The 25,934-nt window shown below is 73.3% G+C and carries 26 protein-coding genes; 22 read left to right on the top strand and 4 right to left on the bottom strand.

Annotated features, from left to right (window positions below; all coding sequences use genetic code 11):
- Positions 1 to 52 precede the first annotated feature (52 nt).
- The gene (gene dnaJ / locus ABEA53_RS07855; protein WP_345480506.1) at positions 53 to 1,141 is read left to right on the top strand and encodes a molecular chaperone DnaJ; all 1,089 of its coding nucleotides are present in this window, start codon (positions 53 to 55) and stop codon (positions 1,139 to 1,141) included.
- 10 nt (positions 1,142 to 1,151) lie between these two features.
- Positions 1,152 to 1,874: a 16S rRNA (uracil(1498)-N(3))-methyltransferase gene (locus tag ABEA53_RS07850; protein WP_345480505.1), complete on the top strand. Its 723-nt coding sequence runs from the start codon at positions 1,152 to 1,154 to the stop codon at positions 1,872 to 1,874.
- Positions 1,875 to 1,944: 70 nt separating this feature from the next.
- Here ABEA53_RS07850 and argG read toward each other — a convergent pair whose 3' ends face one another.
- Positions 1,945 to 3,360 carry an argininosuccinate synthase gene (gene argG, locus ABEA53_RS07845; RefSeq protein ID WP_345480504.1) on the bottom strand — a complete coding sequence of 472 codons (1,416 nt, stop codon included), beginning with the start codon at positions 3,358 to 3,360 and terminating at the stop codon, positions 1,945 to 1,947.
- Positions 3,361 to 3,500: 140 nt separating this feature from the next.
- Between argG and ABEA53_RS07840 the strand changes: the two genes are divergently transcribed.
- The 7 genes from ABEA53_RS07840 (at position 3,501) to ABEA53_RS07810 (ending at position 10,331) form a co-directional block, all read left to right on the top strand.
- Positions 3,501 to 3,920, top strand: coding sequence for an HIT domain-containing protein (locus ABEA53_RS07840; RefSeq protein ID WP_345480503.1), 420 nt, complete (start codon positions 3,501 to 3,503; stop codon positions 3,918 to 3,920).
- Positions 3,921 to 4,009: 89 nt separating this feature from the next.
- Complete coding sequence (locus ABEA53_RS07835; protein WP_345480593.1) at positions 4,010 to 4,993, top strand: PhoH family protein; 984 nt, start codon at positions 4,010 to 4,012, stop codon at positions 4,991 to 4,993.
- The gene (gene ybeY, locus ABEA53_RS07830) at positions 4,990 to 5,460 is read left to right on the top strand and encodes an rRNA maturation RNase YbeY (protein ID WP_345480501.1); all 471 of its coding nucleotides are present in this window, start codon (positions 4,990 to 4,992) and stop codon (positions 5,458 to 5,460) included. The genes ABEA53_RS07835 and ybeY overlap by 4 nt, the downstream gene beginning before the upstream one ends.
- A complete protein-coding gene (locus ABEA53_RS07825) occupies positions 5,457 to 6,776 on the top strand; it encodes a hemolysin family protein (protein WP_345480500.1) in 1,320 nt (439 codons plus the stop codon). Before ybeY ends, ABEA53_RS07825 begins: the two co-directional genes overlap by 4 nt.
- On the top strand, positions 6,773 to 7,699 hold the full coding sequence (gene era / locus ABEA53_RS07820; protein WP_345480499.1) for a GTPase Era: 927 nt from the start codon (positions 6,773 to 6,775) through the stop codon (positions 7,697 to 7,699). The genes ABEA53_RS07825 and era overlap by 4 nt, the downstream gene beginning before the upstream one ends.
- Before the next feature lie 293 nt (positions 7,700 to 7,992).
- Positions 7,993 to 9,747 carry a 2-isopropylmalate synthase gene (gene leuA / locus ABEA53_RS07815; RefSeq protein ID WP_345480498.1) on the top strand — a complete coding sequence of 585 codons (1,755 nt, stop codon included), beginning with the start codon at positions 7,993 to 7,995 and terminating at the stop codon, positions 9,745 to 9,747.
- 215 nt (positions 9,748 to 9,962) lie between these two features.
- On the top strand, positions 9,963 to 10,331 hold the full coding sequence (locus ABEA53_RS07810; protein WP_345480497.1) for a hypothetical protein: 369 nt from the start codon (positions 9,963 to 9,965) through the stop codon (positions 10,329 to 10,331).
- 59 nt (positions 10,332 to 10,390) lie between these two features.
- Here ABEA53_RS07810 and ABEA53_RS07805 read toward each other — a convergent pair whose 3' ends face one another.
- Positions 10,391 to 10,603, bottom strand: a complete 213-nt coding sequence (locus ABEA53_RS07805) for an antitoxin (RefSeq protein ID WP_345480496.1) — start codon at positions 10,601 to 10,603, stop codon at positions 10,391 to 10,393.
- Between the two features lie 101 nt (positions 10,604 to 10,704).
- Here ABEA53_RS07805 and recO point away from each other — a divergent pair, with 101 nt between their 5' ends.
- The 3 genes from recO (at position 10,705) to ABEA53_RS07790 (ending at position 13,124) form a co-directional block, all read left to right on the top strand.
- Positions 10,705 to 11,436, top strand: a complete 732-nt coding sequence (gene recO / locus ABEA53_RS07800; RefSeq protein WP_345480495.1) for a DNA repair protein RecO — start codon at positions 10,705 to 10,707, stop codon at positions 11,434 to 11,436.
- 124 nt (positions 11,437 to 11,560) lie between these two features.
- Positions 11,561 to 12,349 (top strand): isoprenyl transferase, encoded by a 789-nt coding sequence (locus ABEA53_RS07795; protein WP_345480493.1) that lies wholly within the window; start codon positions 11,561 to 11,563, stop codon positions 12,347 to 12,349.
- 355 nt (positions 12,350 to 12,704) lie between these two features.
- Positions 12,705 to 13,124 (top strand): four-helix bundle copper-binding protein, encoded by a 420-nt coding sequence (locus ABEA53_RS07790; RefSeq protein ID WP_345480492.1) that lies wholly within the window; start codon positions 12,705 to 12,707, stop codon positions 13,122 to 13,124.
- 4 nt (positions 13,125 to 13,128) lie between these two features.
- Here ABEA53_RS07790 and ABEA53_RS07785 read toward each other — a convergent pair whose 3' ends face one another.
- A complete protein-coding gene (locus ABEA53_RS07785) occupies positions 13,129 to 13,455 on the bottom strand; it encodes a hypothetical protein (protein ID WP_345480491.1) in 327 nt (108 codons plus the stop codon).
- A 185-nt stretch (positions 13,456 to 13,640) separates the two neighbouring features.
- Between ABEA53_RS07785 and ABEA53_RS07780 the strand changes: the two genes are divergently transcribed.
- From ABEA53_RS07780 to ABEA53_RS07770, 3 genes are read left to right on the top strand one after another with little or no spacing between them, the layout of a single operon-like run.
- Entirely contained in the window at positions 13,641 to 15,023 is a 1,383-nt protein-coding gene (locus tag ABEA53_RS07780) for a glycine--tRNA ligase (protein ID WP_345480489.1), read from the top strand.
- A 13-nt stretch (positions 15,024 to 15,036) separates the two neighbouring features.
- Positions 15,037 to 15,789: a YqjF family protein gene (locus ABEA53_RS07775; RefSeq protein WP_345480488.1), complete on the top strand. Its 753-nt coding sequence runs from the start codon at positions 15,037 to 15,039 to the stop codon at positions 15,787 to 15,789.
- A complete protein-coding gene (locus ABEA53_RS07770; protein WP_345480487.1) occupies positions 15,786 to 16,886 on the top strand; it encodes a geranylgeranyl reductase family protein in 1,101 nt (366 codons plus the stop codon). The genes ABEA53_RS07775 and ABEA53_RS07770 overlap by 4 nt, the downstream gene beginning before the upstream one ends.
- 88 nt (positions 16,887 to 16,974) lie before the next feature.
- Here ABEA53_RS07770 and ABEA53_RS07765 read toward each other — a convergent pair whose 3' ends face one another.
- Entirely contained in the window at positions 16,975 to 17,430 is a 456-nt protein-coding gene (locus ABEA53_RS07765) for an aminoacyl-tRNA deacylase (RefSeq protein ID WP_345480486.1), read from the bottom strand.
- Between the two features lie 40 nt (positions 17,431 to 17,470).
- On the opposite strand from ABEA53_RS07765, the gene ABEA53_RS07760 reads away from it, so the two are divergent.
- The 7 genes from ABEA53_RS07760 to ABEA53_RS07730 all read left to right on the top strand — a co-directional run bounded on the left by ABEA53_RS07760 (position 17,471) and on the right by ABEA53_RS07730 (position 25,933).
- Complete coding sequence (locus ABEA53_RS07760) at positions 17,471 to 18,745, top strand: MFS transporter (protein ID WP_345480484.1); 1,275 nt, start codon at positions 17,471 to 17,473, stop codon at positions 18,743 to 18,745.
- A gap of 127 nt (positions 18,746 to 18,872) precedes the next feature.
- A complete protein-coding gene (locus ABEA53_RS07755) occupies positions 18,873 to 19,526 on the top strand; it encodes a DsbA family oxidoreductase (protein ID WP_345480482.1) in 654 nt (217 codons plus the stop codon).
- Between the two features lie 196 nt (positions 19,527 to 19,722).
- Entirely contained in the window at positions 19,723 to 20,892 is a 1,170-nt protein-coding gene (gene dusB, locus ABEA53_RS07750) for a tRNA dihydrouridine synthase DusB (RefSeq protein WP_345480481.1), read from the top strand.
- Complete coding sequence (locus tag ABEA53_RS07745) at positions 20,885 to 22,141, top strand: deoxyguanosinetriphosphate triphosphohydrolase (protein ID WP_345480480.1); 1,257 nt, start codon at positions 20,885 to 20,887, stop codon at positions 22,139 to 22,141. The genes dusB and ABEA53_RS07745 overlap by 8 nt, the downstream gene beginning before the upstream one ends.
- Positions 22,138 to 22,926 carry an oxygenase MpaB family protein gene (locus ABEA53_RS07740; RefSeq protein WP_345480479.1) on the top strand — a complete coding sequence of 263 codons (789 nt, stop codon included), beginning with the start codon at positions 22,138 to 22,140 and terminating at the stop codon, positions 22,924 to 22,926. Before ABEA53_RS07745 ends, ABEA53_RS07740 begins: the two co-directional genes overlap by 4 nt.
- A gap of 167 nt (positions 22,927 to 23,093) precedes the next feature.
- Positions 23,094 to 24,983 (top strand): DNA primase, encoded by a 1,890-nt coding sequence (gene dnaG / locus ABEA53_RS07735; RefSeq protein ID WP_345480478.1) that lies wholly within the window; start codon positions 23,094 to 23,096, stop codon positions 24,981 to 24,983.
- 95 nt (positions 24,984 to 25,078) lie between these two features.
- The gene (locus ABEA53_RS07730; protein ID WP_345480477.1) at positions 25,079 to 25,933 is read left to right on the top strand and encodes an ATP-binding cassette domain-containing protein; all 855 of its coding nucleotides are present in this window, start codon (positions 25,079 to 25,081) and stop codon (positions 25,931 to 25,933) included.
- Position 25,934 lies beyond the last annotated feature (1 nt).

Genomic DNA, 25,934 nt, shown 5'->3' with positions numbered 1-25,934 from the left:
CGCGGCCGAGAACGTGCCGCCGCAGCAGGGTGCGGCGACGAGGAGGGCCCACGTGGCTGACCACTACGAAGTGCTGGGCGTCGCACGCGACGCCTCCGCCGACGACATCAAGAAGGCGTACCGCCGGCTCGCGCGCCAGCTGCACCCGGACGTGAACCCGGGCGCGGACGCGGCCGAGAAGTTCAAGGACGTGACCCACGCCTACGACGTGCTCTCCGACCCGCGGCAGCGGCAGGAGTACGACATGGGCGGCTCGCAGGGCGGGCAGCAGTTCGGCTTCGGCGACATCTTCGAGTCGTTCTTCGGCGGCGGGATGCGCGGCGGCCCGAAGTCGCGGCAGGAGCGGGGGCAGGACGCGCTCCTGCGGGTCGAGATCGACCTCGAGGACGTCGTCTTCGGCACGCACCGCGACCTCGAGATCGACACCGCGGTGCTCTGCGACGTCTGCCACGGCGCGTGCACGCAGCCGGGCACGTCGCTCGCGACCTGCGACATCTGCCACGGCAGCGGCCAGATCCAGCGCGCCGTCCGCTCCCTGCTCGGCAACGTCATGACCTCGACGCCCTGCACCGTCTGCCGCGGCTACGGCACCGTGATCCCGCACCCCTGCTCGAACTGCGCGGGCCAGGGCCGCGTGCGCGCCCGCACGACGATCCCGGTCGACATCCCCGGCGGCGTCGAGACGGGCCTGCGCCTGCAGATGGCCGGCATGGGCGAGGTCGGCCAGGCGGGCGGCCCCGCCGGCGACCTGTACCTGGAGATCAAGGTGCGGCACCACGACGTGTTCAGCCGTGCGGGCGACGACCTGCTCGCGACGCTCGAGGTGCAGATGACGGACGCGATCCTCGGCACCACGGCGACGCTGGAGGCGCTCGACGGCCCGGTCGAGGTGGAGGTGAAGCCCGGCGCGCAGAGCGCCGAGGTCATCACGGTGCCCGATCGCGGCATCACCCGCCTGCGCGGCGCGGGCCGCGGCGACCTGCGGATCGGCGTGCAGGTGGTCACTCCGACGAAGCTCGACGCGAAGGCGACCGAGCTGGTGCGGCAGCTGGCGGGCCGGAACAAGCAGAAGGCGCCGCAGTTCTCGCACTTCCAGCAGGGGCTCTTCGCGAAGCTGCGCGACCGCTTCCTCGGCGTCTGATCGGGCGGCGGTGGCGCACTTCTACCTCGCCTCCTCGTTGACCGCGGACGCCGCGCGGCTGACGGGGGAGGAGGCGCGGCACGCCGCTCAGGTCTCGCGGCTGCGGGTGGGGGAGCGGATCGTCGTCGGTGACGGGCGCGGCCGCGTCGCGGACGCCGAGGCGACCGCGGTGGGCCGAGACCTCGTCGAGCTGGCCGTGCTGGCGCTCCGCGAGGAGCCCGCACCCGCGCCGCGCGTCGTGCTCGTGCAGGCGCTCGCCAAGGGCGGGCGGGACGAGGCCGCGATCCAGGCGGCGACCGAGCTCGGCGTCGCGGCCGTCGTGCCGTGGTCGGCCGCCCGCAGCGTCACCCGGTGGACCGGCGGGAAGGTCGACAGCGGCGTCGCCCGCTGGGCGTCGATCGTCCGCGAGGCCGGCAAGCAGTCGATGCGCCCGTGGGCCGCGGAGGTGCTGCCCCTCGCCTCCACCGCGGACGTCGCCGCGATGGCCGCCGATGCGACGGTGCTGCTGCTCGAGCCGACCGCGGAGGTCCGCCTGCTCGACGCGACCGTGCCCGAGGGCCGCGACCTGGTGCTCGTCGTGGGGCCGGAGGGCGGCATCGCCCCGGAGGAGCTCGACCGGCTCACCGCGGTCGGCGCGACGCCGGTGCGCCTGGGCCCACTGGTGCTCCGCACCTCCACGGCCGGCCCGGCCGCGCTCGCCGCCCTCGCGGCGAAGCTCGACCTCTGGCCCTGACCTCTTTCATCTTCACGGAGTTCTAGTCGCGGCGAAGCCGCGCCAGAACTCCGTGAAGATGAAGACGGGCTCAGTCGGTGCCGGACTCCATCGCGGCGGCGTCGAGCGCCTCCTCGGCGCTGTCGTCGTGGCCGGAGGAGGCGATGTGGGAGGCGCGGCCCGGCTCGAGGTCGCCGACCAGCTCGCTGACCGTGCCGCCGAGCACCTCGAGGCCGTCGAAGTACTCCAGCTTCGCGCGGGAGTCGGCGAGGTCGAGGTTGCGCATCGTGAGCTGCCCGATGCGGTCGTCGGGGCTGAACGCCGCGTCGACGGTCCGCTCCATCGACAGCCGGTCCGGGTGGTACGTCGCGTTCGGCGAGACCGTGTTCAGCACGGTCCAGTCGTTGCCCCGGCGGAGGCGCAGCGTCACCTCGCCGGTGATCGGCGCGCCGACCCAGCGGGTGAGGGCCTGCCGCAGCATCAGCGCCTGCGGCTCGAGCCAGCGGCCCTCGTAGAGCAGGCGGCCGAGGCGGCGCCCGTCCGTCATGTACGCGGCGAGGGTGTCCTCGTTGTGGATCGCCGAGACCAGGCGCTCGTAGGTGATGAACAGCAGCGCCATGCCCGGCGCCTCGTAGATCCCGCGGCTCTTCGCCTCGATGATCCGGTTCTCGATCTGGTCGGTCATGCCGAGGCCGTGGCGGCCGCCGATCCCGTTGACCGCGTGCACCAGGGCGACCGCGTCGTCGTAGCGGGTGCCGTTGACGCTGACGGGGCGGCCCTGCTCCCAGCCGACGACGACGTCCTCGGTCTCGATCGCGACGGCCGGGTCCCAGAAGCGGACGCCCATGATCGGCTCGACGAGCTCGACGGAGGCGTCGAGCTCCTCGAGCTTCTTGGCCTCGTGCGTCGCGCCCCAGATGTTGGCGTCGGTCGAGTACGCCTTCTCGGCGCTCGCCCGGTAGGGGAGGCCCCGCTCGGTGAGCCAGGCGGACATCTCGGCGCGGCCGCCGAGCTCGCCGACGAACCGTCGGTCGAGCCACGGCTTGTAGATCCGCAGGTCGGGGTTCGCGAGCAGGCCGTAGCGGTAGAACCGCTCGATGTCGTTGCCCTTGAAGGTGGACCCGTCGCCCCAGATGGAGACGCCGTCCTCCTGCATCGCGCGCACGAGCGTCGTGCCGGTCACGGCGCGGCCGAGCGGCGTCGTGTTGAAGTAGGGCATGCCGCCGGCGCGGATGTGGAACGCGCCGCACGCGAGGGCCGCGAAGCCCTCCTCCACGAGCGCGGACCGGACGTCGACGACCCGGGCGCCCTCGGCGCCGTACGCCCTCGCTCGGTCCGGCAGGCCGGACAGGTCGGGCTCGTCGTACTGCCCGAGGTCGGCCGTGTAGGTGAACGGGACGGCCCCGTGCTCGCGCATCCAGGCGACCGCCACGGAGGTGTCGAGCCCTCCGGAGAAGGCGATGCCGACGCGCTGGCCGACGGGGAGGTCCGAGAGGATCTTCGACACGGTTCCCGAGTCTACGAGGGCGCCGGGAGGCGCCTCCGAACGCGGCACCCGCCGCGCATGCGCCCCGCCGCCCGAGCGGGCGCCGCGAGTTCCCGCAGCCGCCCGGGCCGATGTCCCCCGCGACGGTAGGATCGTCGGCCATGGCGGAGCGGGTCGGCACGGAGCCCTCGGTCTTCACGCGCATCCTGCGCGGGGAGATCCCGAGCGAGATCGTGCTGCAGACGGACGACGTGTTCGTGATCCGGGACATCGCACCCCAGGCGCCGGTGCATCTGCTCGTCGTCCCGAAGACCGACGCCTACCGCGACGTGACCGAGCTCGCTGCGGCCGACCCGAAGCTGCTCGCCTCCATGGTGGAGGTCGCGCGGACCGCGGCGGAGCAGGCCGGCGCCGCGGACTTCCGACTGGTCTTCAACACGGGTGCGGGCGCGGGGCAGACCGTCTTCCACGTGCACGCGCACGTGCTGGCCGCGGGCCGGCGGCATGCGGATGGCGCGGCCCCGACGGGGCTCGACGAGCGCACGATGACGGGCGGCATGCCCGATGGAGAGGAAGCTTGACCGACTCCGACGACCTCCGCCCGACCGCGGGACGCACGGCATCGTCCGTGACCCGCCGCTACCCGGCCGCCGGCTCCGAAACGCGGACCATGGCCGTCGACGGCATCGCGATGGTCCGCCTCCTCGGCCCGCAGGACCGCCTGCTCGGCCAGATCGAGCACCAGTTCCCGCTCGTCGAGGTGCTCGTGCGCGGCAACGAGATCACCCTGGACGGCGAGCCCGGCCAGGTGCACGCCGCCGTCCGACTGATCGAGGAGCTGCTGGAGATGGTCCGCAACGGTCAGGAACTGGGCCCGGTCGACGTCGACTCCTCCGCCCGCATCCTCGAGAGCGACCGGGACTCGCACCCCGCGCAGCTGCTCGGGCAGGCGATCCTGACCGCGCGCGGCAAGGCGATCCGCCCGAAGACGCTCGGCCAGAAGTCGTACGTCGAGGCGATCGACCACAACACGATCACCTTCGGCATCGGCCCCGCCGGCACCGGCAAGACGTACCTCGCGATGGCGAAGGCCGTGCAGGCGTTGACGCGCAAGCAGGTCTCGCGCATCATCCTCACGCGACCGGCGGTGGAGGCGGGCGAGCGGCTCGGCTACCTGCCCGGCACGCTCACGGACAAGATCGACCCGTACCTCCGCCCGCTGTACGACGCGCTGAACGAGATGATGGACCCCGAGCTGGTCCCGAAGCTCATGGCGACGTCGACGATCGAGGTCGCCCCGCTGGCGTACATGCGCGGCCGCACGCTGAACGACTCGTTCGTCGTGCTCGACGAGGCGCAGAACACGACGCCGCAGCAGATGAAGATGTTCCTGACGCGACTCGGGTTCAACTCGAAGATGGTCGTCACCGGCGACGTCACGCAGGCCGACCTGCCGCACAACGTCTCCGGCCTGCGCACGGTGCAGCGGATCGTGCAGGGCATCGACGACATCCACTTCGCGCGCCTCGGCATCGAGGACGTGGTGCGGCACTCGCTGGTCGGCCGGATCGTCGACGCCTACAGCCGGTACGACGAGGAGCAGCTCGCCGCCGCCGCTGCGCGGAACGACGGCGAGCAGGGCCGCGACCGATGAGCGTCGAGCTGAACAACGAGTCCGGCATGCCGGTCGACGAGTCCGCGATCCAGCGGCTCGTCACCTTCGGGCTCGACCTGCTGCACGTGCACCCCGACGCGGACGTGGCGATCCTGTTCGTCGACGAGGCCGCGATGGAGCAGCTGCACGTGCAGTGGATGGACGAGCCCGGCCCGACCGATGTGCTCAGCTTCCCGATGGACGAGCTGCGCCCCGGAACCGACGACGCCCCGACGCCCGCCGGGCTGCTCGGCGACATCGTCGTGTGCCCGCAGGTCGCGGAGTCGCAGGCCAAGACGGCCGGGCACTCCGTGCTCGACGAGATCAAGCTGCTGACGGCGCACGGCCTGCTGCACCTGCTCGGCTTCGACCACGCCGAGCCCGAGGACGAGCGGGAGATGTTCGGCGTGCAGCGCGACATCCTCGTGGGCTTCGCGGTGCAGGAGAAGCAGCAGCGGCGGGCATGACCGCCTCCTTCCTCGTCGCCGCCTTCGTGCTCGTCGCGTTCGGCGGCCTCCTCGCGGCATGCGACGCGGCCATGGTCGCCCTGTCGCGCGCGGAGCTGCAGGAGGCCGCGATGCGCGCGCGCTTCCGCACGTCCCTCCTCGCGATCGCCGCCGACACGGGCGCGCACATCAACGCGGTCAACTTCCTCCGCGTGCTCGCCGAGACGACCGCCGCGGTCCTCGTCACGCTCGCCTTCACCGCGATCGTCGAGAACCCGTGGCTCGTCCTGCTGATCGCGGCCGCGATCATGACCGCGGTGTCGTTCGTGCTCGTCGGCGCGAGCCCGCGCAGCGTCGGCCGCACCCACCCCCGCGGCCTGCTGCGGGCGGCCGCACCCGTCATCCGCGCGTCGCGGCTCGTGCTCGGGCCCCTCGCGAGCGTGCTCGTCTGGCTCGGTAACCGGGTCACCCCGGGTCGCGCTCGCAGCGCCTCCACGTTCACGTCCGAGGAGCAGCTGCTCAGCATGGTCGACGAGGCCACCGAGCAGGACGTGCTCGAGCAGGTCGACCGCGAGCTGATCCACTCCATCTTCGAGTGGGGCGACACCGCGGTGCGCGAGGTCATGGTGCCCCGCACCGACATGGTGACGATCGAGGCGACCGCCCGGGCGGACGTCGCGATGCGCCTCCTGCTCGACCGCGCCGTGTCGCGCATGCCCGTGCGGGCGAAGGACGCGGACGACATCGTCGGCGTGCTCCACCTGCGCGACGTCGCCCGCGTGCTCACCGAGCAGCCGAAGAAGCGCACCGGCGCGCCGAAGAAGGAGGGGCAGCCGTCCGCGGCCGAGCTGGCCCGCCCCGTGCTGTTCGTCCCCGACTCGAAGAAGGCGGACGAGACGCTGCGGCAGATGCAGACCGCCTCGAACCACCTCGCGATGGTGGTCGACGAGTACGGCGGCATCGCCGGGCTCGTGACGCTGGAGGACCTGATCGAGGAGCTCGTGGGCGACATCACCGACGAGTCCGACCGGGAGTCGCCGGACGCCGTGCCCGCGGGCGAGGACCGCTGGCTGGTGTCGGCGCGCATGCAGCTCGACGAGCTGTCCGACCTCGTGGACCGCGAGATCGAGGACGAGGACGTCGACTCCGTCGGCGGTCTGCTGACGAAGCACCTCGACCGGTTGCCGATGCTCGGCGACCGCGTGCAGGTCGACGGCCTCGAGCTGACCGCGGAGCACCTCGAGGGCCGCCGCCGCGGGCTCAGCCGGGTGCTCGTGCACCGCCTGCAGGTCGAGGACGAGGACGCCGAGGAGGACGCGAAGGTGATGGGCGCATGACGACCGCTGACGGGACCGGGGCCGAGGCCGCTGCGGACGGAGCCGCGTTCCGCGCCGGCTTCCTGACCTTCGTCGGGAGGCCGAACGTCGGCAAGTCGACGCTGATGAACGCGCTGGTCGGGGAGAAGGTCGCGATCACCTCGCCGAAGCCGCAGACGACGCGGCGGGCGATCCGCGGCATCGTCAACCGGCCCGGCGGCCAGCTGATCGTCGTCGACACCCCGGGCATGCACCGCCCCCGCACGCTGCTCGGCGAGCGGCTGAACGACGTCGTCGCCACGACGCTGTCGGACGTCGACGTGGTGGGCTTCTGCGTGCCGGCCGGCGAGCCGATCGGCCCCGGCGACCGCTTCCTCCACAAGCGGCTCGACGACGCCCCGCAAGCGAAGCGCATCGCCATCGTCACGAAGATCGACGCCGTGCCGAAGGACCGCGTGGTCCAGCAGCTGCAGGCCGTCAGCGACCTCGGCGACTGGGCGAGCGTGATCCCGGTCTCCGCGCAGGACGGGCTGCAGCTCGACGTGCTCGCGCAGGAGGCGCTCGCGCTGATGCCCGAGTCGCCCGCGCTGTACTCGACGGAGACCGTGACCGACGAGTCGCTCGAGCAGCGCATCGCCGAGCTGATCCGCGAGGCCGCGCTCGAGGGCGCCCGCGAGGAGCTGCCGCACTCCCTCGCCGTCACCGTCGACGACATCGAGGAGCAGGAGGGGATGACCCGCATCTACGCCAACGTCTGGGTGGAGCGGGACAGCCAGCGGATCATCATGATCGGCAGCAAGGGCTCCCGCCTGAAGCAGGTCGGCACCGCCGCCCGGGCCGAGATCGAGCCCCTCGTCGGCACGAAGGTGTTCCTCGCCCTGCACGTGAAGGTCGCCAAGGAGTGGCAGCGCGACCCCAAGCAGCTCGGCCGCCTCGGCTTCTGAGCTCCTCCGCGGATCCGCACTTCCTCCGCCGATCCGCACTTCTCGGGCGACACGCCGTGCCCGGAGGTTTGCGGCGCGGCGTGTCGGCGAAGAACTGCGGATCCGCGAACGGCGGCCAGGCGGCTGACGGCTCGACCGGGTCCGGGAACGCGGGAGAGGGGAGTGGTACCGTCGGTCCCGTGCTGACGGCGCTCCTCCTCCTTCGCTGCCGCGACGAGGCCTAACTCTCCAGGCCCTCCTCGTCGCGGAGTCCTCGCGTTGGCCGCCCCAGACGAGTAGAAGGAAACGCCTCCATGCAGAACCGGCAGCAGCCGTCCCCGATGCCGATCCACCGGTACCGCCACTACCTCGACCAGTTCTCGGTCGACCTGCCCGACCGCACGTGGCCGAGCAAGCGCATCACGAAGGCGCCGCGCTGGTGCGCGGTCGACCTGCGCGACGGCAACCAGGCGCTCATCGACCCGATGAGCCCCGAGCGCAAGCGGATCATGTTCGACCTCCTGGTCCGGATGGGCTACAAGGAGATCGAGGTCGGGTTCCCCTCCGCGAGCCAGACCGACTTCGACTTCGTGCGCAGCCTCATCGAGGAGGGGGCGATCCCCGACGACGTCACGATCCAGGTGCTGACCCAGGCGCGCGAGCACCTGATCGCCCGCACCTACGAGTCGATCAAGGGCGCCAAGCAGGCGATCGTGCACCTCTACAACTCGACGAGCGTGCTGCAGCGCGACGTCGTGTTCCGCACGGACCGGCAGGGCGTCGTCGACATCGCGCTCGAGGGCGCCCGGCTGTGCAAGCAGTACGAGGCGACCGTGCCGGAGACCGTCGTCTACTACGAGTACTCGCCCGAGTCCTACACGGGCACCGAGCTCGAGTTCGCCGTCGAGATCTGCAACCGGGTCATGGAGGTGCTGGTCCCCACCGCGGAGCGCAACGTGATCCTGAACCTGCCCGCGACCGTCGAGATGGCGACGCCGAACGTCTACGCCGACTCGATCGAGTGGATGGACCGGCACCTCGACCACCGCGAGCACGTCATCCTGTCGCTGCACCCGCACAACGACCGCGGTACCGCGATCGCCGCCGCGGAGCTGGGCTACCTGGCCGGCGCGGACCGCATCGAGGGCTGCCTGTTCGGCAACGGCGAGCGCACCGGCAACGTCGACCTCGTCGCGCTCGGCATCAACCTGTTCACGCAGGGCATCGACCCCCAGATCGACTTCTCCGACCTCGACCGCATCCGCGCCACCGCGGAGCACTGCAACCAGCTGCGCGTCCACGAGCGCAGCCCCTGGGCGGGCGACCTCGTCTACACGGCCTTCTCCGGCAGCCACCAGGACGCCATCAAGAAGGGCTTCGAGGCGATGGAGGCGACCGCGCAGCGCACGGGCACCCCGGTCGAGCAGGCCGAGTGGGCGGTGCCCTACCTGCCCGTCGACCCGAAGGACCTGGGGCGCAGCTACGAGGCGGTCATCCGCGTCAACTCGCAGTCCGGCAAGGGCGGCGTCGCCTACCTGCTGAAGAACGACCACGCGCTCGACCTGCCCCGCAAGCTCCAGATCGAGTTCTCCGGCGTCGTGCAGGCGAAGACGGACGCCGAGGGCGGCGAGGTCACGAGCGAGCAGATCTGGTCCGCGTTCCAGGACGAGTACCTGCCGCACCCCGACCCCGAGGCGAAGTGGGGCCGCTTCGAGGTGCTGCGCACGCGCACCTCCAGCGAGCTGGACGGGGAGGTGGACCTCGGCGTCCGCCTCCGGATCGACGACGAGGTGCAGGACGTGACCGCGCGCGGCAACGGGCCCGTCGACGCCTTCCTCCGGGTGATGGCCGAGCAGGGCTTCCAGGTGTCGCTGTACGACTACGTCGAGCACGCGCTCAGCGCCGGCGGCGATGCCAAGGCGGCCGCCTACGTCGACCTCGAGGTCAACGGCGTGCGCCTCTGGGGCGTCGGCATCGACGCGGACATCGCGACGGCGTCGCTGAAGGCGATCGTGTCCTCCGTGAACCGCGCGGTGCGCGCGCAGGTGTCGGAGCTCGCGCTCGCCTGACCCTCCCGTGACGGCCGCCAGCTCCTGCTGATCGACGCGGGAGGGGCGGCCGTCTCACGGCGCGGAGGGGGAATTGGTGCGGCGCCGCACTTTCCCGGGGAATTCCAGGGCATGTGCGATGTGATCTGTTCGTTATCGGCGAACTTCCGCGTCTCGTAGGAAACATTCCGTGAACGCTTCTGGCGTGCCGCGGACGCGTACGGCACCCTTGCCGCATGACGCTCACGACTTCGACCCTCGATTCCGTCATCGTCATCTGGCACGTGGCGGTGAACAACGGGGACGGCGCGACCGCGGCCGCCGCCTGCACCGACGACGTCGTGGTCGCGGGGCCCAAGGGCGAGTCCACCGGCCGTGACGAGATGGTCAGATGGGTCGAGACGGCCGGTGTCCGGCTGATGCCGCGCGACTGCTACGACGTGCCCGGGGGCATCGTCGTCTCCCAGGACGCCACCTGGAACAGCGACGCCTCGAACACGCCGCTGACCGTGTACTCGACGTTCGGGCTGCGCAACGGCTCGATCTCGAGCATCCACCGCTTCGCCTCGCTCGAGGAGGCGCGGGCCTTCCCGCTCGCCGCCTGACGCTCGATCTCGGGAGGGGGTGCCGCGCGGTCGCGGCACCCCCTTCCGGCGTCTGCGGACTACTTCCCGTGGGACCCGGGGTCCTTGCGGCCGAGCTTCTCGTCGACGACCTTGCGCGCCTTCGCGATCTGCTCGTCGTGCTTGCCGCCGGTGCGCTTCGACACGATGTCCGCGACCGAGCCGAGCACCTGATCGGTGACCTTCTCGCCCTGCTCGCTCTGCACGAACTGCTTGGCCTTGTCGAACAGCCCCTTGTCGAACGGTCCTGCCATGTCGTCTCCGCCCCTTCGCTCCCGGTGAGTGCCGGACCACCTGCGTACCGGTTCCTGCTGCGGCGCCGGTGGGAGTCGGTGGTGACTGCGACAATCGACGCGTGCCGACCTACCGCGACGAAGCCGTCGTGCTCCGCACCCACCAGCTGGGCGAGGCGGACCGCATCATCACGATGCTCGGCAAGCACCGCGGCAAGATCCGCGCGGTCGCGAAGGGCGTGCGACGCACCTCCAGCCGCTTCGGCTCGCACGTCGAGCCGTTCATGGTCGTGGACCTGCAGTGCTACGAGGGCCGCAGCCTCGACGTGATCCAGCAGGCCGAGTCGCTCGGCAGCTACGGGTCGCCGATCGCCGCGGACTACGCGACCTTCACGGCCGCGAACGTCATCGTCGAGACCGCGGACCGGCTGACCGACGAGCCCTCGCCGCAGCAGTACCTGCTGCTCGTCGGCGCATTGCGGGCGCTGTCCAGGGGCGATCACGGCCCCTCGCTGATCCTCGACTCGTACCTGCTGCGGGCCCTGTCGATCGCCGGCTGGGCGCCGACCTTCGGCGACTGCGCGGTCACCGGCGCGCCAGGACCGCACACGGCGTTCGTCGCGCAGCTCGGCGGCGTCGTCGCCGACGCCGTCGCGCCGCCGGGCGTCCCGCGCCTGAGCCGGGAGACGATCGAGCTGCTCGGCGCGCTGCTGACGGGGGACTGGGCGGTCGCGGACGCGTCCGGCCAGTCGACGCGCGGGCAGGCGTCCGGCGTCATCGCCGCGTACGTGCAGTGGCACCTGGAGCGCGGTCTGAAGTCGCTGAACCACCTCGACCGCGCGGTGACCGCCTGATGGCCGTTCTCGCCGATCCGCAGATTCTCCGCGGATCCGCAGTTCCTGCCCGACACGCCGCGGCGACGACGTCACGCCGCGGCGTGTCGCCCGATTCCTCCGGATCCGCGAAGGGCGGTGCCTGATGGCGCGCGCGCCGCTCGACCCGATCCGGCCCGTCGACTGGACGGAGGAGCACCCGCCCGCATTCCAGAAGGTGCCGGAGCACGTCGCGGTCGTGATGGACGGCAACGGCCGCTGGGCCAACCGTCGCGGGCTGCCGCGCATCGAGGGGCACCGGGCAGGGGAGGCCGCGCTGCTCGACGTCGTCGCTGGCGCGCTGCAGGCGGGCGTCAAGCACCTGTCCGCCTACGCCTTCTCGACGGAGAACTGGACGCGGTCGCCCGACGAGGTGCGCTTCATCCTCGGCTTCAACCGCGACGTGCTGCGCCGCCGCCGCGAGCAGCTGAACGAGTGGGGCGTCCGCATCCGCTGGGCCGGCCGCACGCCGCGGCTGTGGCGCACGGTGATCGGCGACCTGCGGTCGGCGGAGGAGCTGACGCAGGACAACCGCACGCTCACCCTCACGATGTGCATCAACTACGGCGGTCGGGTGGAAATCCAGGACGCCGTGCGGCAGGTCGCCCAGGAGGTCGCCGCGGGCCGGCTGAAGCCGAACGCGATCACCGAGAAGACGATCGCCCGGCACCTGTATCTGCCGGACATGCCCGACGTGGACCTGTTCGTGCGCTCGTCGGGAGAGCAGCGCACCTCGAACTTCCTGCTCTGGCAGTCGGCCTACGCGGAGATGGTGTTCCAGGACACCCTCTGGCCCGACTACCGGCGCACCCACCTGTGGGACGCGATCGCGCAGTACAACGCCCGTGACCGCCGGTTCGGCGCCGCCGTCGACGCGCCCGACGCCTCCGCCTGATCCCGGGGGTCCCCGCCTGATCCCGGGCGTCCCGGGCATCACGGGCGTCGACGGACGCCCGACACCGCCCGGATCGAAGTGAGCGGCTCCGACGGCGCCCTGCCTGCCTCCCGTCGACCCGCGCGTCGATTCCGGCAGCGCCCGTCGCGTCCGGCAGCGGTCCTCCCGCAGCGGCGCTGCCGGAGCCGACCGGGGCCGCCGGGACGGACGGGCCGGCCTGGGACCTCGCCCGGCCCTCGCCAGAACCGTTGCCCTTGCGGCTCCGGGTCCCTAGCGTTCCCCTGGAAGCGGCCGACGGGATCGGATCCGCCCATCGGGACGGGACGTCGGCACGCGGAGCGGGGACGCGCACGTGATGGAGACGACGACCGAGCTGATGAAGTCCATGGCCAGGCGCAAGGACATGGGCATGGCGATGGACATGGCGGCGATGCAGGAGGCGATCGACGCCTGCTCGACCTGCATGCAGGCCTGCACGATGTGCTCCGACGCGATGGGCGGCATGGACGGGATGGCCGTCTGCGCCTCGCGCTGCGCGATGTGCGCGGAGGTGTGCGGCACGACGATGCGCATGCTGATGCGCCCGGCGGGCATGGAGCGCACGGCGATGATCGCGATGCTCGAGGCCTGCACCGCGATGTGCGCCGCGTGCATGGAGGAGTGCCGGACGCACGCCGACATGAGCGCGACGTGCGCCATGTGCGCCGACGCCTGCGAGGCCTGCGACGCGGCGTGCAGCCGGCTGCTCGCCTCGATGACGGCGGACGCCGTCTGACGCGCTAGCGCGGGGCGACGTTCAGGCGGTCGCCGCCGACGGCGAGCAGCCCGTACCGCTCGTGCACCGACACCGGGGAGCCCGGTGTCAGCAGATCCGAGCGGTCGACGTGGTGCCACACGTGCACGGTCGCGCCGCCGGCCCACGGCCGCAGCTCGACGGACCCGTCGTGCCCGGCGGCCACCACGACGGCGTCGCGCCAGCCGTCCGGGTCCAGGTGCGCGAGGCGCAGCCGCATGAGCGTCACCGCGTGCCCGGGCCGGTCGTCCACGCACATCTCCCCGCGCTCGCAGGCCGTGGCGGCGTGCAGCGGACGGGATGGGTACGACATGGGGGCGGCTCCTGGTTCGCCGGACCCTCCGGCGGTGCGGCAACTGTAGGTCGCGGCCTGCTCCGGCGCGACGGTGCCGGTCACGGGGCGCAACAGAGGCCGTCGGGGACCGCCTCCGGCGGCTCGGTAGGCTGTGCGCTTCACATGAGGGCCCCGCAGCCGGCGAGGCCCCGGACGGGAGAACCGTGGCCGCCACCTCGCTCGACAGCGTCATCGCCCTCGCCAAACGGCGCGGCTTCGTCTTCCAGGCGGGTGAGATCTACGGCGGTTCCCGCTCCGCGTGGGACTACGGCCCCCTCGGCGCGGAGCTGAAGGAGAACATCAAGCGCCAGTGGTGGCGCACGATGGTCCGCGGCCGCGAGGACGTCGTCGGCATCGACTCCTCCGTGATCCTGCCGCGCCGCGTGTGGGAGGCCTCCGGCCACGTCGAGGTGTTCTCCGACCCGCTGGTCGAGAGCCTCCACACGCACAAGCGGTACCGCGCCGACCACCTCATCGAGGCGTACGAGGCGAAGCACGGCCACCCGCCCGAGAACGGCCTGGCCGACATCCGCGACCCGGAGACCGGGCAGCCCGGCAGCTGGACCGAGCCGCGCGCCTTCTCCGGTCTGATGAAGACCTACCTCGGCCCCGTCGACGACGAGGCCGGCCTGCACTACCTCCGCCCCGAGACGGCCCAGGGCATCTTCGTCAACTTCGCGAACGTGCTGCAGTCCGCGCGGATGAAGCCCCCGTTCGGCATCGGCCAGATCGGCAAGAGCTTCCGCAACGAGATCACCCCCGGCAACTTCATCTTCCGCACGCGCGAGTTCGAGCAGATGGAGATGGAGTTCTTCGTCGAGCCCGGCACCGACGAGCAGTGGCACGAGTACTGGATCGGCGAGCGGCACCGCTGGTACACGGACCTCGGCATCAAGCCGGAGAACCTCCGCCTGTACGAGCACGCGAAGGAGAAGCTGAGCCACTACTCGAAGCGCACCGTCGACATCGAGTACAAGTTCGGCTTCACCGGCAGCCAGTGGGGCGAGCTCGAGGGCATCGCGAACCGCACCGACTACGACCTCGCCACCCACTCGAAGGCGTCGGGCACCGACCTGAGCTTCTTCGACCAGGGCGCGGGGGAGCGCTGGACCCCGTACGTCATCGAGCCCGCGGCGGGCGTGACCCGGTCGCTGATGGCGTTCCTCGTCGACGCGTACTCGGAGGACGAGGCGCCGAACACGAAGGGCGGCGTCGACAAGCGCACCGTGCTGCGGCTCGACCCGCGGCTCGCGCCCGTCAAGGCCGCGGTGCTGCCGCTCAGCCGCAACGAGCGCCTGTCGCCGCTGGCGAAGCAGGTCGCGGCGGACCTGCGGCAGGACTGGAACGTCGAGTTCGACGACGCCGGCGCCATCGGACGCCGGTACCGCCGGCAGGACGAGATCGGCACCCCGTTCTGCATCACCGTCGACTTCGACTCGCTCGACGACCAGTCGGTCACCGTGCGCAGCCGCGACAGCATGCAGCAGGACCGCGTCAGCCTCGACAAGCTGCACGGCTTCCTCGCCGCCGCGCTCGTCGGCGCCTGATCAGGCGCGCAGCATGACGACGGACCCGGAGGCGGTGGCGCACGTCTCACCGCCGCTTCCGGGGCGCGCCGTCATCCAGCAGCACTGGGCGGACGCGGTGTTCCTGCACTGGCGCGTCGACCCGGCCGAGGTCGCGCCCTGGCTGCCGGCGGGCACCCGCCCCGATACGACGCCGGACGGCGCCGCCTGGGTCGGGCTGATCCCGTTCCGGCTCGAGCGCACCGAGTTCCCGCCGCTGCCCGTCGTGCCCTGGCTCGGCACGTTCCTCGAGACCAACGTGCGCCTGTACGCCGTGGACGACCGGGGGCGCCGCAGCGTCGTGTTCCGCAGCCTCGACGCGGCGCACCTGCTGCCGGTGCTCGCCGCACGCGCCGGGCTCGGCCTGCCCTACCGCTGGTCGCGGATGCGCGGCGAGCGCACCGGCGCGACCGTCCGGTACGCCTCCGAGCGCCTGGAGGGCCGCACCCGGCCCCGCACCCGGATCGCGGTCCGCCGCTCGGACGAGCGGGTGGAGGGGGACGCGCTCGCGGACTTCCTCACCGCCCGGTGGGCGATGCACGTCGGGCGCTTCGGGCGCACCCGGTTCGGGCGGACGCAGTACTGGCGCAACGAGCACGAGCCCTGGCCGCTGTTCCGCGCGGAGCTGCTCGACCTGCGGGACGAGCTGCTCGCGGACGCCGGGTTCCCGCTCCTCGCGGACCGCGCGCCCGACTCCGTCCTGTACTCGCCGGGCGTCAGCACCCGGTTCTCCGCTCCGGTGCGATGAGCGACGCCGAGCAGGGGTCCATCGAGCACTGGGACGTCGTCGTGGTCGGCGCCGGGCCCGCGGGGGCCAGCGCGGCGCGCGTCGCGGCCGACCGCGGGCGACGCGTGCTGCTGCTCGACGCCGCCCGGTTCCCGCGGTACAAGACCTGCGGCGGCGGCCTGATCGGCACCTCCCTCGCCCTGCTGCCGCCCTCGGCGCTGGCGGCCGTCGAGGGGCGCGTCGCCACCACCTCCTTCTCGCTGCGCGGCGGCCCGGCCCGGCGGGTGCGGTCCACCCGCCCGTTCCTCGCGCTCGTGCGGCGCGAGGTGCTCGACCAGGCGCTCGTCGACGCGGCGGTCGAGGCGGGCGCGACGTTCCGCGACCACGTCCGCGTCAGCCGTCTCGTGGAGTCGGCGGAGGGGGTGCGCCTCAGCACCTCCGCGGGCGGCCTGACCGCGGGCGTCGTCGTCGGGGCGGACGGCTCCTCCGGGGTCGTCGGCCGCCACGTCGGCGTGCGGATCGCGCGCAGCGACCTGGGGCTGGAGGTCGAGCTCGCCGGGGTCGGCGCCGACTGGTCGCAGCGCGTCCACCTCGACTGGGGTCGCGGCCCCGGGACCTACGGCTGGGTCTTCCCGAAGGGCGACCGGCTCACGGTCGGCGTCATCCAGCGCAAGGGCGAGGGCGCTGCCACGCGCGACTACCTCGCCCGGCTGCTCGACGGCCTCGGCCTGGCGGGCCGCGAGCGGCTGCACGACTCCGGCCACCTCACCCGCTGGCGCGAGGCCGGGTCGCCGGTCCGCCGCGGCGCGGTGCTCGTCGCCGGAGACGCCGCCGGGCTGCTCGAGCCGTGGACCCGGGAGGGGATCTCGTACGCGCTGCGCTCCGGCGTCGCCGCGGGGGAGGCGGCCGCCGGCGGCGACGACGCGGCGCTCGCCGGGTACGAGGCGTACGTCGCTCGGGAGCTCGAGCCGGAGCAGCGGGCGGGCGCGCGGCTGCTGCGCGTCTTCGAGCGCGCACCCGGCCTGGTCCACCTCCTGGTGACCCGCACCGGCGTCGGCGCGCGCCGCTTCGTGCGCTTCAGCCGCGGCGAGGTCGGTCTGCGGGTCCTGCACCGCTGACGCGGGACCCTTCTGCACGACCGGCGGACCCGTGCACCCGCCGCGGCGCGGGCACGGGTCCGTGCGTCGAGCACACGGGAGGCGTCGGTCAGCTCGTGATGTCGGCGACCGTCGCGTGCAGGGCCGCCAGCAGGGCGGCGGCGTCGACGAAGGCGCTGTAGCCGTGCTCGCCGGCGCCCATCGCGATGCGGCCGGCGATGCGCTCGTCCGCGAAGACCGGCCACGCCGTGCTGCTGCCGAGCGGGGTGATCGTGCCGCGCTCGTAGTCGGTGGCGCCCAGCGCCTCCTCGGCGCTCGGCAGGCGCAGCTTGTTCACGCCGACCGCGGCGCGCAGCTTGGCCCACGCGATCTGGCGGTCGCCGGGCACGAGCGCGAACAGGAAGGTGCCGTCGCTGCGGGCGACCACCAGCGACTTCACGATGCTCGCCGGGTCGAGGCCGAGCAGCGCGGCCGCGCTCTCGAGCGAGTCCGCTGCGGGCCGCTCGACCAGCTCGACGTCCAGCCCGAGTCGCTCGGCCGCCTCGGTGACCCGTTCCCTGCCCACGCTGCCACGCTAGTGCGGCCAGTCGCTAGGCTGCCGGGCCGTGCCGACGCTCGTCCCCGCGGTGCTGCGGAACGAGCCGCGGTTCCGCCGCCTGTTCACCGGGCAGCTGCTGTCCGTGCTCGGCGACCGCGTGACGATGCTCGTGCTGCCCTTCGCGGTGCTGAGCGTCGGCGGCGGGTCGGTCGGCGTCGTCGTGGTCTCGGTCGCGCAGTTCCTGCCGTTCGTGCTGCTGGCGCTGCCCGCCGGGGTGCTCGCCGACCGCCTCGACCGCCGCCGGATCATGGTGGCGTCGGACGCGGTGCGCTTCGCGGTGCAGCTCGTGGCGGGCGTCCTGCTCCTGACGGGGCACGCGGGCGTCCCGCTGCTCGTCGTGCTCGCGGTCGTGTTCGGCGCTGCGGACGCCTTCTTCCAGCCCGCCATCACCGGGCTCGTGCCGTCGACGGTGAGCCCCGCCGACCTGCAGCCGGCGAACGCGCTGCGCGGCCTCACGCACTCGTTCGGCTCGATCGCCGGGCCGGCGATCGGCGGCGTGCTCATCGCGCTGGTCGGGCCGGGCGGCTCGTTCCTGTTCGACGCGGTGACGTTCGCGGTGTCCGCCGTCACCCTCCTGCTGCTGCGCGTGCCCCGGGCTGCAGCGGTCCCGGCGCACGAGCGCCCGCACTTCCTCGCGGACCTCGCAGCGGGCGCCGCGAGCGTGCGGTCGCGGCCGTGGATCCTCGCGTTCCTCGCCGCCGGCTCCGCCTACACGGTGCTCGTGCTGCCCGCGATCTTCGTGCTGGGGCCGGTGCTGTCGGGCGAGCGGTTCGGCGGCGCGACCGGCTGGGCGGTCATCACGGCCGCGTTCGGCGTCGGGTCGCTCGCCGGCGACCTCCTGCTGCTGAGGTGGCGGCCGCGCTTCGCCCTGCGGGTGTCCGCCATCGCGCTGATCGGCGCCTCCTGCCAGGGCCTCGTCATCGGCAGCGGGCTGGGCACCGCGCCCGTGGCGGCGCTGGAGGTGCTCGCGGGGGTCTGCGTGACCGTCTACTTCTCGCTGTGGGAGACGAGCCTCCAGGAGCACGTGCCCGACGCCGAGCTGTCCCGCGTCGCGAGCTACGACTACCTGACGAGCACGGGCGCGATCCCGCTCGGCTCCGTGGCCGCGGGCGCGCTCACCGCGGTGCTCGGGGCGGGCTCGGCGATCCTCCTGCTCGGCGCCGCGGGCCTCGTCGCGGCCTTCGCGGTGGTCGCGGTGCCGGCCGTGCGCCGGCTGCCGCGCGGGAGGGGCGGCGCCGCGGAGGCGCTCGGTCCGGAGCCGCCGCCCGGCGTGCCGGCGTGACCGCGCGGTCCTCAGGACGCCGGTCCGGGATCAGGACGACGGGTCGGTGCGGTCCCTGATCCACGACCCGTTCCCTCATCGCGACTCCGCGGGAATGCGACGGCGGGGGGTGCGGTTCGGTCTCGACGTGACGGATCCCGTGAAGGTCGACGTCTGGTCCGACGTCGCGTGCCCCTGGTGCTACATCGGTAAGCGGAAGTTCGAGGAGGGCGCCCGCACGGCCGGCGTGCCCGTCGAGGTCGAGTACCACTCGTTCGAGCTGTCGCCGGACACCCCGGTCGACTTCGAGGGCAGCGCGATCGAGTTCCTGTCCGGGCACAAGGGCATCCCGCTGCAGCAGGCGAAGGCGATGACCGACCAGGTGTCGGCGATCGCGGCCGAGGTGGGCCTCGACTACCACTACGACGACATCCGCCACACGAAGACCTTGCTGGCGCACGAGCTGTCGCACTTCGCGAAGGCGAGCGGGAAGCAGCTGGACGTGACGGAGGCCCTGTTCAAGGCCTACTTCGAGGGCGGCGGGCACATCGGGCACGTCGACGACCTCGTCGCGATCGCGGAGTCGGTCGGCCTCGACGGCGCCGCCGCCCGCGAGGCGCTGACCGACCACCGCTACGCCGGCGACGTGCAGGCGGACCTCGCGCAGGCCGTCGCGTACGGCATCCGCGGCGTGCCGTTCTTCGTGATCGACGGGAAGTACGGCGTCTCCGGTGCGCAGGCGCCCGAGGTGTTCGCGGGAGCCCTGACGCAGGTCGCCGCGGAGCAGGCGGCCGCGCGATGAGCGACGTGCCGGCGATCCAGCCCTTCACGATGCTGCCCGGCGCGGGCCCGGCCTGCGAGGGCGACGACTGCCTCCCCGCCGCGTCCCTGCCCGAGGCGCAGCCCGTCTCCTGAACGCGCTCCTCGTTCCGCAGGACGCGGAGTCCTCCGGAACGGGGAGTGCGGGAGGTGTCCGCGCGGTCGGGGAGAATGGGGGCGTGACCACGGCACTCGCGCCCTCGACCGCGCTGCGCATCGGCCCGCTCGGGCTCGACGTGCCCGTCGTGCTCGCGCCGATGGCGGGCATCACCAACACCGCCTACCGGCGCCTGTGCGCCGAGTACGGTGCCGGGCTCTACGTCAGCGAGATGATCACGAGCCGCGCGCTCGTGGAGCGCACGAAGGAGTCGATGCGGCTCATCCGGTTCCACGAGTCGGAGACGACCCGCTCGGTGCAGCTCTACGGCGTCGATCCCGCGACCGTCGAGGCGGCGGTGACGATGCTCCGCGAGGAGGACCGAGCCGACCACGTCGACCTCAACTTCGGCTGTCCCGTGCCGAAGGTGACGCGCAAGGGCGGCGGCTCGGCCCTGCCGTGGAAGCTCGACCTGTTCCGCGACATCGTCGAGCGCGCGGTCCGCGCCGCGGGTCCGCTGCCGCTCACGATCAAGATGCGCAAGGGCATCGACGCCGACCACCTCACGTACCTCGAGGCCGGACGGATCGCGGAGGGGGGCGGCGTCTCCTCCATCGCCCTGCACGCCCGCACCGCGTCCGAGTTCTACTCCGGGCACGCGGACTGGAGCGCGATCACGAAGCTCAAGGAGACCGTCACCTCCGTGCCGGTGCTCGGCAACGGCGACATCTGGAGCGCCGACGACGCGCTGCGGATGATGGCGGAGACCGGCTGCGACGGCGTCGTCGTCGGCCGTGGCTGCCTCGGCAAGCCGTGGCTGTTCGGCGACCTCGCCGCCGCGTTCGGCGCCGGCGTCGCACCCGCGCCGCCGAGCCTCGGCCAGGTCGCGGACGCGTTCCGCCGGCACGCCGAGCTGCTCGTCGACTTCTTCGGCGACGACGCGGACGGCGGCGAGCACCGCGGCTGCCGGGACATCCGCAAGCACGTCGCCTGGTACTTCAAGGGCTACGGCGTCGGCGGCCAGCTGCGCGCGCAGCTCGCGCAGGTCGAGTCGCTGGCGCACCTGGACGAGCTGCTGTCCCAGCTCGACCGCGAGCAGCCGTACCCGGGCGAGGCGGCGGAGGGGCAGCGCGGCCGCGCGGGCAGCCCGAAGTCGCCCGCGCTGCCGGACCGCTGGCTCGAGTCGCGCACCCTCGACGACGACGACCGTGCCGCCGTCGCCGGCGCGGAGCTGGACTCGAGCGGTGGCTGACGCGAACGACGCCGACCTCGGCTACGGCGAGCACGACCGCGAGCGGTGGCTGCCCGAGGAGCACTCGTCCCGCCGCAGCGACTTCGCCCGCGACCGGGCCCGCCTCCTCCACTCCGGCGCCCTGCGGCGGCTCGCCGCCAAGACGCAGGTGCTGTCGCCGACCCTCGGACTCGACTTCGCGCGCACGCGCCTCACGCACTCGCTCGAGGTCGCCCAGGTCGGCCGCGAGCTGGCCGGCAACCTCGGGCTCGCGCCCGACGTCGTGGACACGGCGTGCCTGGCCCACGACCTCGGCCATCCGCCCTTCGGGCACAACGGTGAGCGCGCGCTGAACGAGTGGAGCCGCGAGATCGGCGGCTTCGAGGGGAACGCGCAGTCGCTGCGGCTGCTCACCCGCCTCGAGCCGAAGGTGTTCGGGCCCGACGACGAGGCGTACGGGCTGAACCTCACCCGCGCGAGCCTCGACGCCTCCCTGAAGTACCCGTGGGGGCTGGAGGCGCCGGTCGGCGACCCGAGCGGCCGCGCCAAGTTCGGCTACTACCCGGAGGACGAGGCCGCGTTCGCGTGGCTGCGCCGCGGCGCGCCCGACCGCCGGCCCTGCATCGAGGCGCAGGTCATGGACCTGTCCGACGACATCGCCTACTCCGTGCACGACTTCGAGGACGCCGTGGTCGGCGGCTCCGTGGACCTCGCGGCGCTGCGCTCGAACGCCGCCCAGCGCGACGTCGTCGGCGCGATGTGGGCGTGGGTCGGCGGCGCGTTCGACCAGGACGAGCTCGTGGAGGCGCTGCACCGGCTGCGTGCCGCGGACTCCTGGATCGCGGAGTGGGACGGCTCCCGCCGGGCCCACGCCGCGCTGAAGAACCTGACCAGCCAGCTGATCGGGCGGTTCGCGGGCGCCGCGACGGCGGCCACCCGACGCGCCCACCCCGCTGGCGAGCTCGTGCGGTTCCACGCCGACGTGGAGGTGCCGCGCGGCATCCAGGCGGAGATCGCGGCGCTGAAGGGGATCGTCGCCGCGTTCGTGATGGCGCACGACACCCGCCGACCCGTCTACGTGCAGCAGCGCGAGCTGCTGCAGGAGCTCGCGGAGGCGCTGCTCGCGGGCCCGCAGCACCTCGACACCGCGTTCGCAGCGGACTGGGACGAGGCCGAGGACGACCGGGCGCGCAAGCGCGTCGTCGTCGACCAGGTCGCCAGCCTCACCGACCAGTCCGCCCTGGCCTGGCACGGGCGGCTCGTGCGGTGAGCCGCCGCGCCCGCCGGCTGCCGACCGCGCCGCAGCTGCAGCTCGAGGGCGTGCTGCTCGCGGGTGGCCTGCGGGCCCTGCTGCTGCAGCTCGCGCACCCGGCGGTGGGGCACGGCGTCGCCGAGCACAGCGCCTTCGAGACGGACCCGCTCGCCCGCCTCCGCAGCACCCTGTCGTACGTCTACGTCGTCGCCGCGGGGGAGGAGGACCTCGTCCGCCGCGCCGCCCGGTCGGTCGGCCGCGCGCACCGCCCCGTGGTGAGCGAGCCCGGCGCCGCGGTGTCCTACGACGCGCGGGACCCCGCCCTGCAGTTCTGGGTGGCCGCGACGATCCACGACACCGCCATCCGCATCGCGGAGGCGGTGTGGGGACCGCTGCCGCTGCCGCTCGCGGACGAGCTGCTCGCCCGCATGGGCCGCATCGCCACCGCCCTCGGGCTGCCGGAGGCGGAGTGGCCCCGCACCCGCGCCGCGTTCGACGCGGCCTTCGCCGCCGCAGCGGCCGACCTGCGCTTCGACGAGCAGACGGTGCCCGTCGTGCGGGCCCTCGTCGCCGCGCGGGCGACCCCGCTCTGGATCCGCGTCGTGATGCCCGCCTACCTGCGGACGACGCTGTCCACCCTCCCGTCGCTGCGGCCCGCGCTCGATCCGCTGCTCGGCCGCGGCGCGCCGGACCTGCTGCCGCTGGCCCTGCGGCTCGCGCCGGCCACGCGCCTCCTGCCGGCCGGGCTGCGACGCCTCCCGGCCCGACGGATCCTCGCCGCCGCCCGGCGCGCAGCCGCCTAGCCCCTCCGCGGATCCGCAGAAGTCGGCCGACACGCCGGTCACGGACGCGCTCCAGCGGCGTGCCGCCGAGGATTTCCGGATCCGCGCACGATCTGCGGATCCGCGAGCCGTCCACAGGGGAGGCGGGCGGGCCGGCGGGGTCGCCGGACGAACCTAGAATCCGGTCTGTGGCAGGCCGGATCCGTCGAAGCGATGTGGACGAGGTCCGCAGCAGGACGGACATCGCGGCGGTCATCGGCGACCAGGTCGCGCTGAAGCCCGCGGGCGTCGGCTCGCTGAAGGGCCTCTGCCCCTTCCACGACGAGCGCAGCCCCAGCTTCACCGTGCGGCCCGCGGTCGGTCGGTACCACTGCTTCGGCTGCGGGGTCGACGGCGACGTCATCAGCTTCCTGATGGAGCTCGACCACCTGTCGTTCGCGGACGCGGTCGAGTCGCTCGCCGCGCGCATCAACTTCACGCTCACCTACGAGGACGGGCAGCCGCAGCAGGACGTCGCGAACCGCGTGCGCCTGCTCGAGGCGAACCGGCTCGCCGCGGAGTTCTTCGTCGGCGAGCTCGCGACCGCCGCCGCGGCGCCCGGGCAGCAGTTCCTCACCGAGCGCGGCTTCGACCAGGCCGCCGCCGCGCACTTCGGCGTCGGCTGGGCGCCGAAGTCGTGGGACGCGCTGCTGAAGCACCTGCGCGGCAAGGGCTTCTCGGACACCGAGCTGTCGACCGCGGGCCTCGTCTCCAGCGGCGACCGCGGCGTCTACGACCGCTTCCGCGGGCGACTCGTGTGGCCGATCCGCGACCTCACCGGCGCGACCGTCGGGTTCGGCGCCCGCCGCCTGCTCGAGGACGACCAGGGCCCGAAGTACCTGAACACCCCCGAGACGCCGATCTACCACAAGTCGCAGGTGCTCTACGGGCTCGACCTCGCCAAGCGGGAGATCGCTCGGGGCGGCCGGGTCGTGGTGGTCGAGGGCTACACCGACGTGATGGCGTGCCACCTCGCGGGCGTGCCGACCGCGGTCGCGACGTGCGGCACCGCGTTCGGCGTCGAGCACATCAAGGTGATCCGGCGCATCCTCGGCGACGCCGCGGGCTCGAACGGCGAGGTGATCTTCACCTTCGACCCCGACGCCGCCGGCCAGAAGGCGGCGGTCCGCGCCTTCGCGGAGGAGCAGCGGTTCTCCGCCCGCACCTTCGTCGCGGTCGGCGCGGACGGGCTCGACCCGAACGACCTGCGCGTGCAGCGCGGCGACCAGGCCGTGCTCGCGATGATCGAGACCAAGCGCCCGATGTTCGAGTACATGATCCGGCGGGTGCTCGACGCGCACGACCTCGACTCGGTGGAGGGGCGCGCGGGCGCGCTGCGGGAGGCTGCGCCCATCGTCGCCGACATCCGCGACAGCACCGTGCGGCCCGGGTACACCCGCGAGCTGGCGCGCTGGCTCGGCATGGACCTCGCCGAGGTGGAGCGCGCGGTGAAGCGCGGGCACGCCGGCGAGCGGCGCGACGCGGACCGGCGGGGCGCCGACTCCCGCGAGGCGACGCGGCGCGACGCCGAGGCGGCGCAGCAGCCGACGCGGCCGCCCGCCTCGCTCCGATCGCTGCCCGACGACCCGGCGACGCGCCTCGAGCGCGAGGCGCTGATGATGATCGTGCAGGTGCCGCACCTGGTCGGCGGCGACCTGATCCGCCGTTCGACCGAGGCCGGCTTCCACAACGCGACCCTGGCGATGGTGCGCGACGCCGTCACCTCGCAGCTCGGCGCACTGGGCGGCGCGGGTTGGCTCGAGCGGCTGACGGCCGAGGTGCCGGAGCCGATCGCGCCCATCGTGCAGGAGCTCGCGTTCCTGCCGCTGCCCGTGCGGACCGCGGGGGAGGAGCAGCTCGCCCGCACCGCGAAGGCGACCGTCGCCTCCCTCGTCGACCGGCACCTGCTGCGGCAGAAGGCGGACCTCGTGCGCCAGCTGCAGCGCACCGAGGGCGCCGCCGACGCCGAGCGCTTCCGCGCGCTGCGGCAGCAGCTGGTGGTCGTCGAGGCCGACCGCCGCACCCTCCGCGCGGTCTGATCCGACCCCTCCGCCGTGCGCCCCAGTCCGGGGGTGTCGCGGGGTCGTGCGGGCCGCCCCGGAACTACGCTCGCCCCGACCGGAGGGGGTAGGCGATGGTCGACGACGGCGCAGTGGTCGTGACGAGGGATCTGACCGTGGGCTACCCCGGTGCCGCCCGCTTCGAAGCCGTGCGCGGCGTCGACCTGCGGGTCGAGCCCGGCGAGCTGGTCGGGATCGTCGGCGAGACGGGCGCCGGCAAGTCCACCCTCGCCCGGGTGATCGCCGGCCGCATCGCCCGCCAGCCGGGGGAGCGCGGACCGCGCGTCGACGGCGGCTCCGTCTCCGTGCTCGGCATGCGCGCCGACCGTCCGGGTCGCTCGGCCCGCCGGGTGCTCGGCGCCCAGGTCGGCTACCTGCCGCAGCACGCCGGCCGCACGCTCACGCCGGGCCTGACCGTCGCCGAGAACGTGACCCAGCCCCTGTACGCCCGCGACCACCGCTTCGCCGAGCGCGAGGCGGGGGTGCGCGCCGCCGAGCTGATCGACGCGGTGCAGCTGCCGCTCGCGATCATGGACCGCTACCCGTGGGAGCTCTCCGCCGGGCAGCGCCAGCGCGTCGCCATCGCCCGGTCGCTGATCCTGCAGCCGATGCTCTGGGTGGCCGACGAGCCGACCTCCAGCGTCGACGTCGCCACCCGCGGGCCCGTGCTCGACACCCTGCTCGAGCTGCACCGCGAGCGCGTGTTCTCCGCGGTCGTCGTGAGCCACGACGCGGCCGTCATGCACCGCACGACCGACCGCGTCGTCGTGCTGCACCGCGGGGTGCTGATCGCCTCCGGCACCGCCGAGCAGGTGTTCACCGACCCGGTGCACCCGTACGTGCGCGGTCTGCGCGACGACTACTTCCTCCGCACGGGCGCCATCGGCCTGCCCGCCCGCCCTGCGCCGGAGCCCGCACCGGCCCAATAGT

This window comes from Amnibacterium soli, from assembly GCF_039544415.1.
In the GTDB taxonomy this organism is placed as follows: domain Bacteria; phylum Actinomycetota; class Actinomycetes; order Actinomycetales; family Microbacteriaceae; genus Amnibacterium; species Amnibacterium soli.
This window is presented reverse-complemented; position numbering and strand designations above follow the sequence as displayed.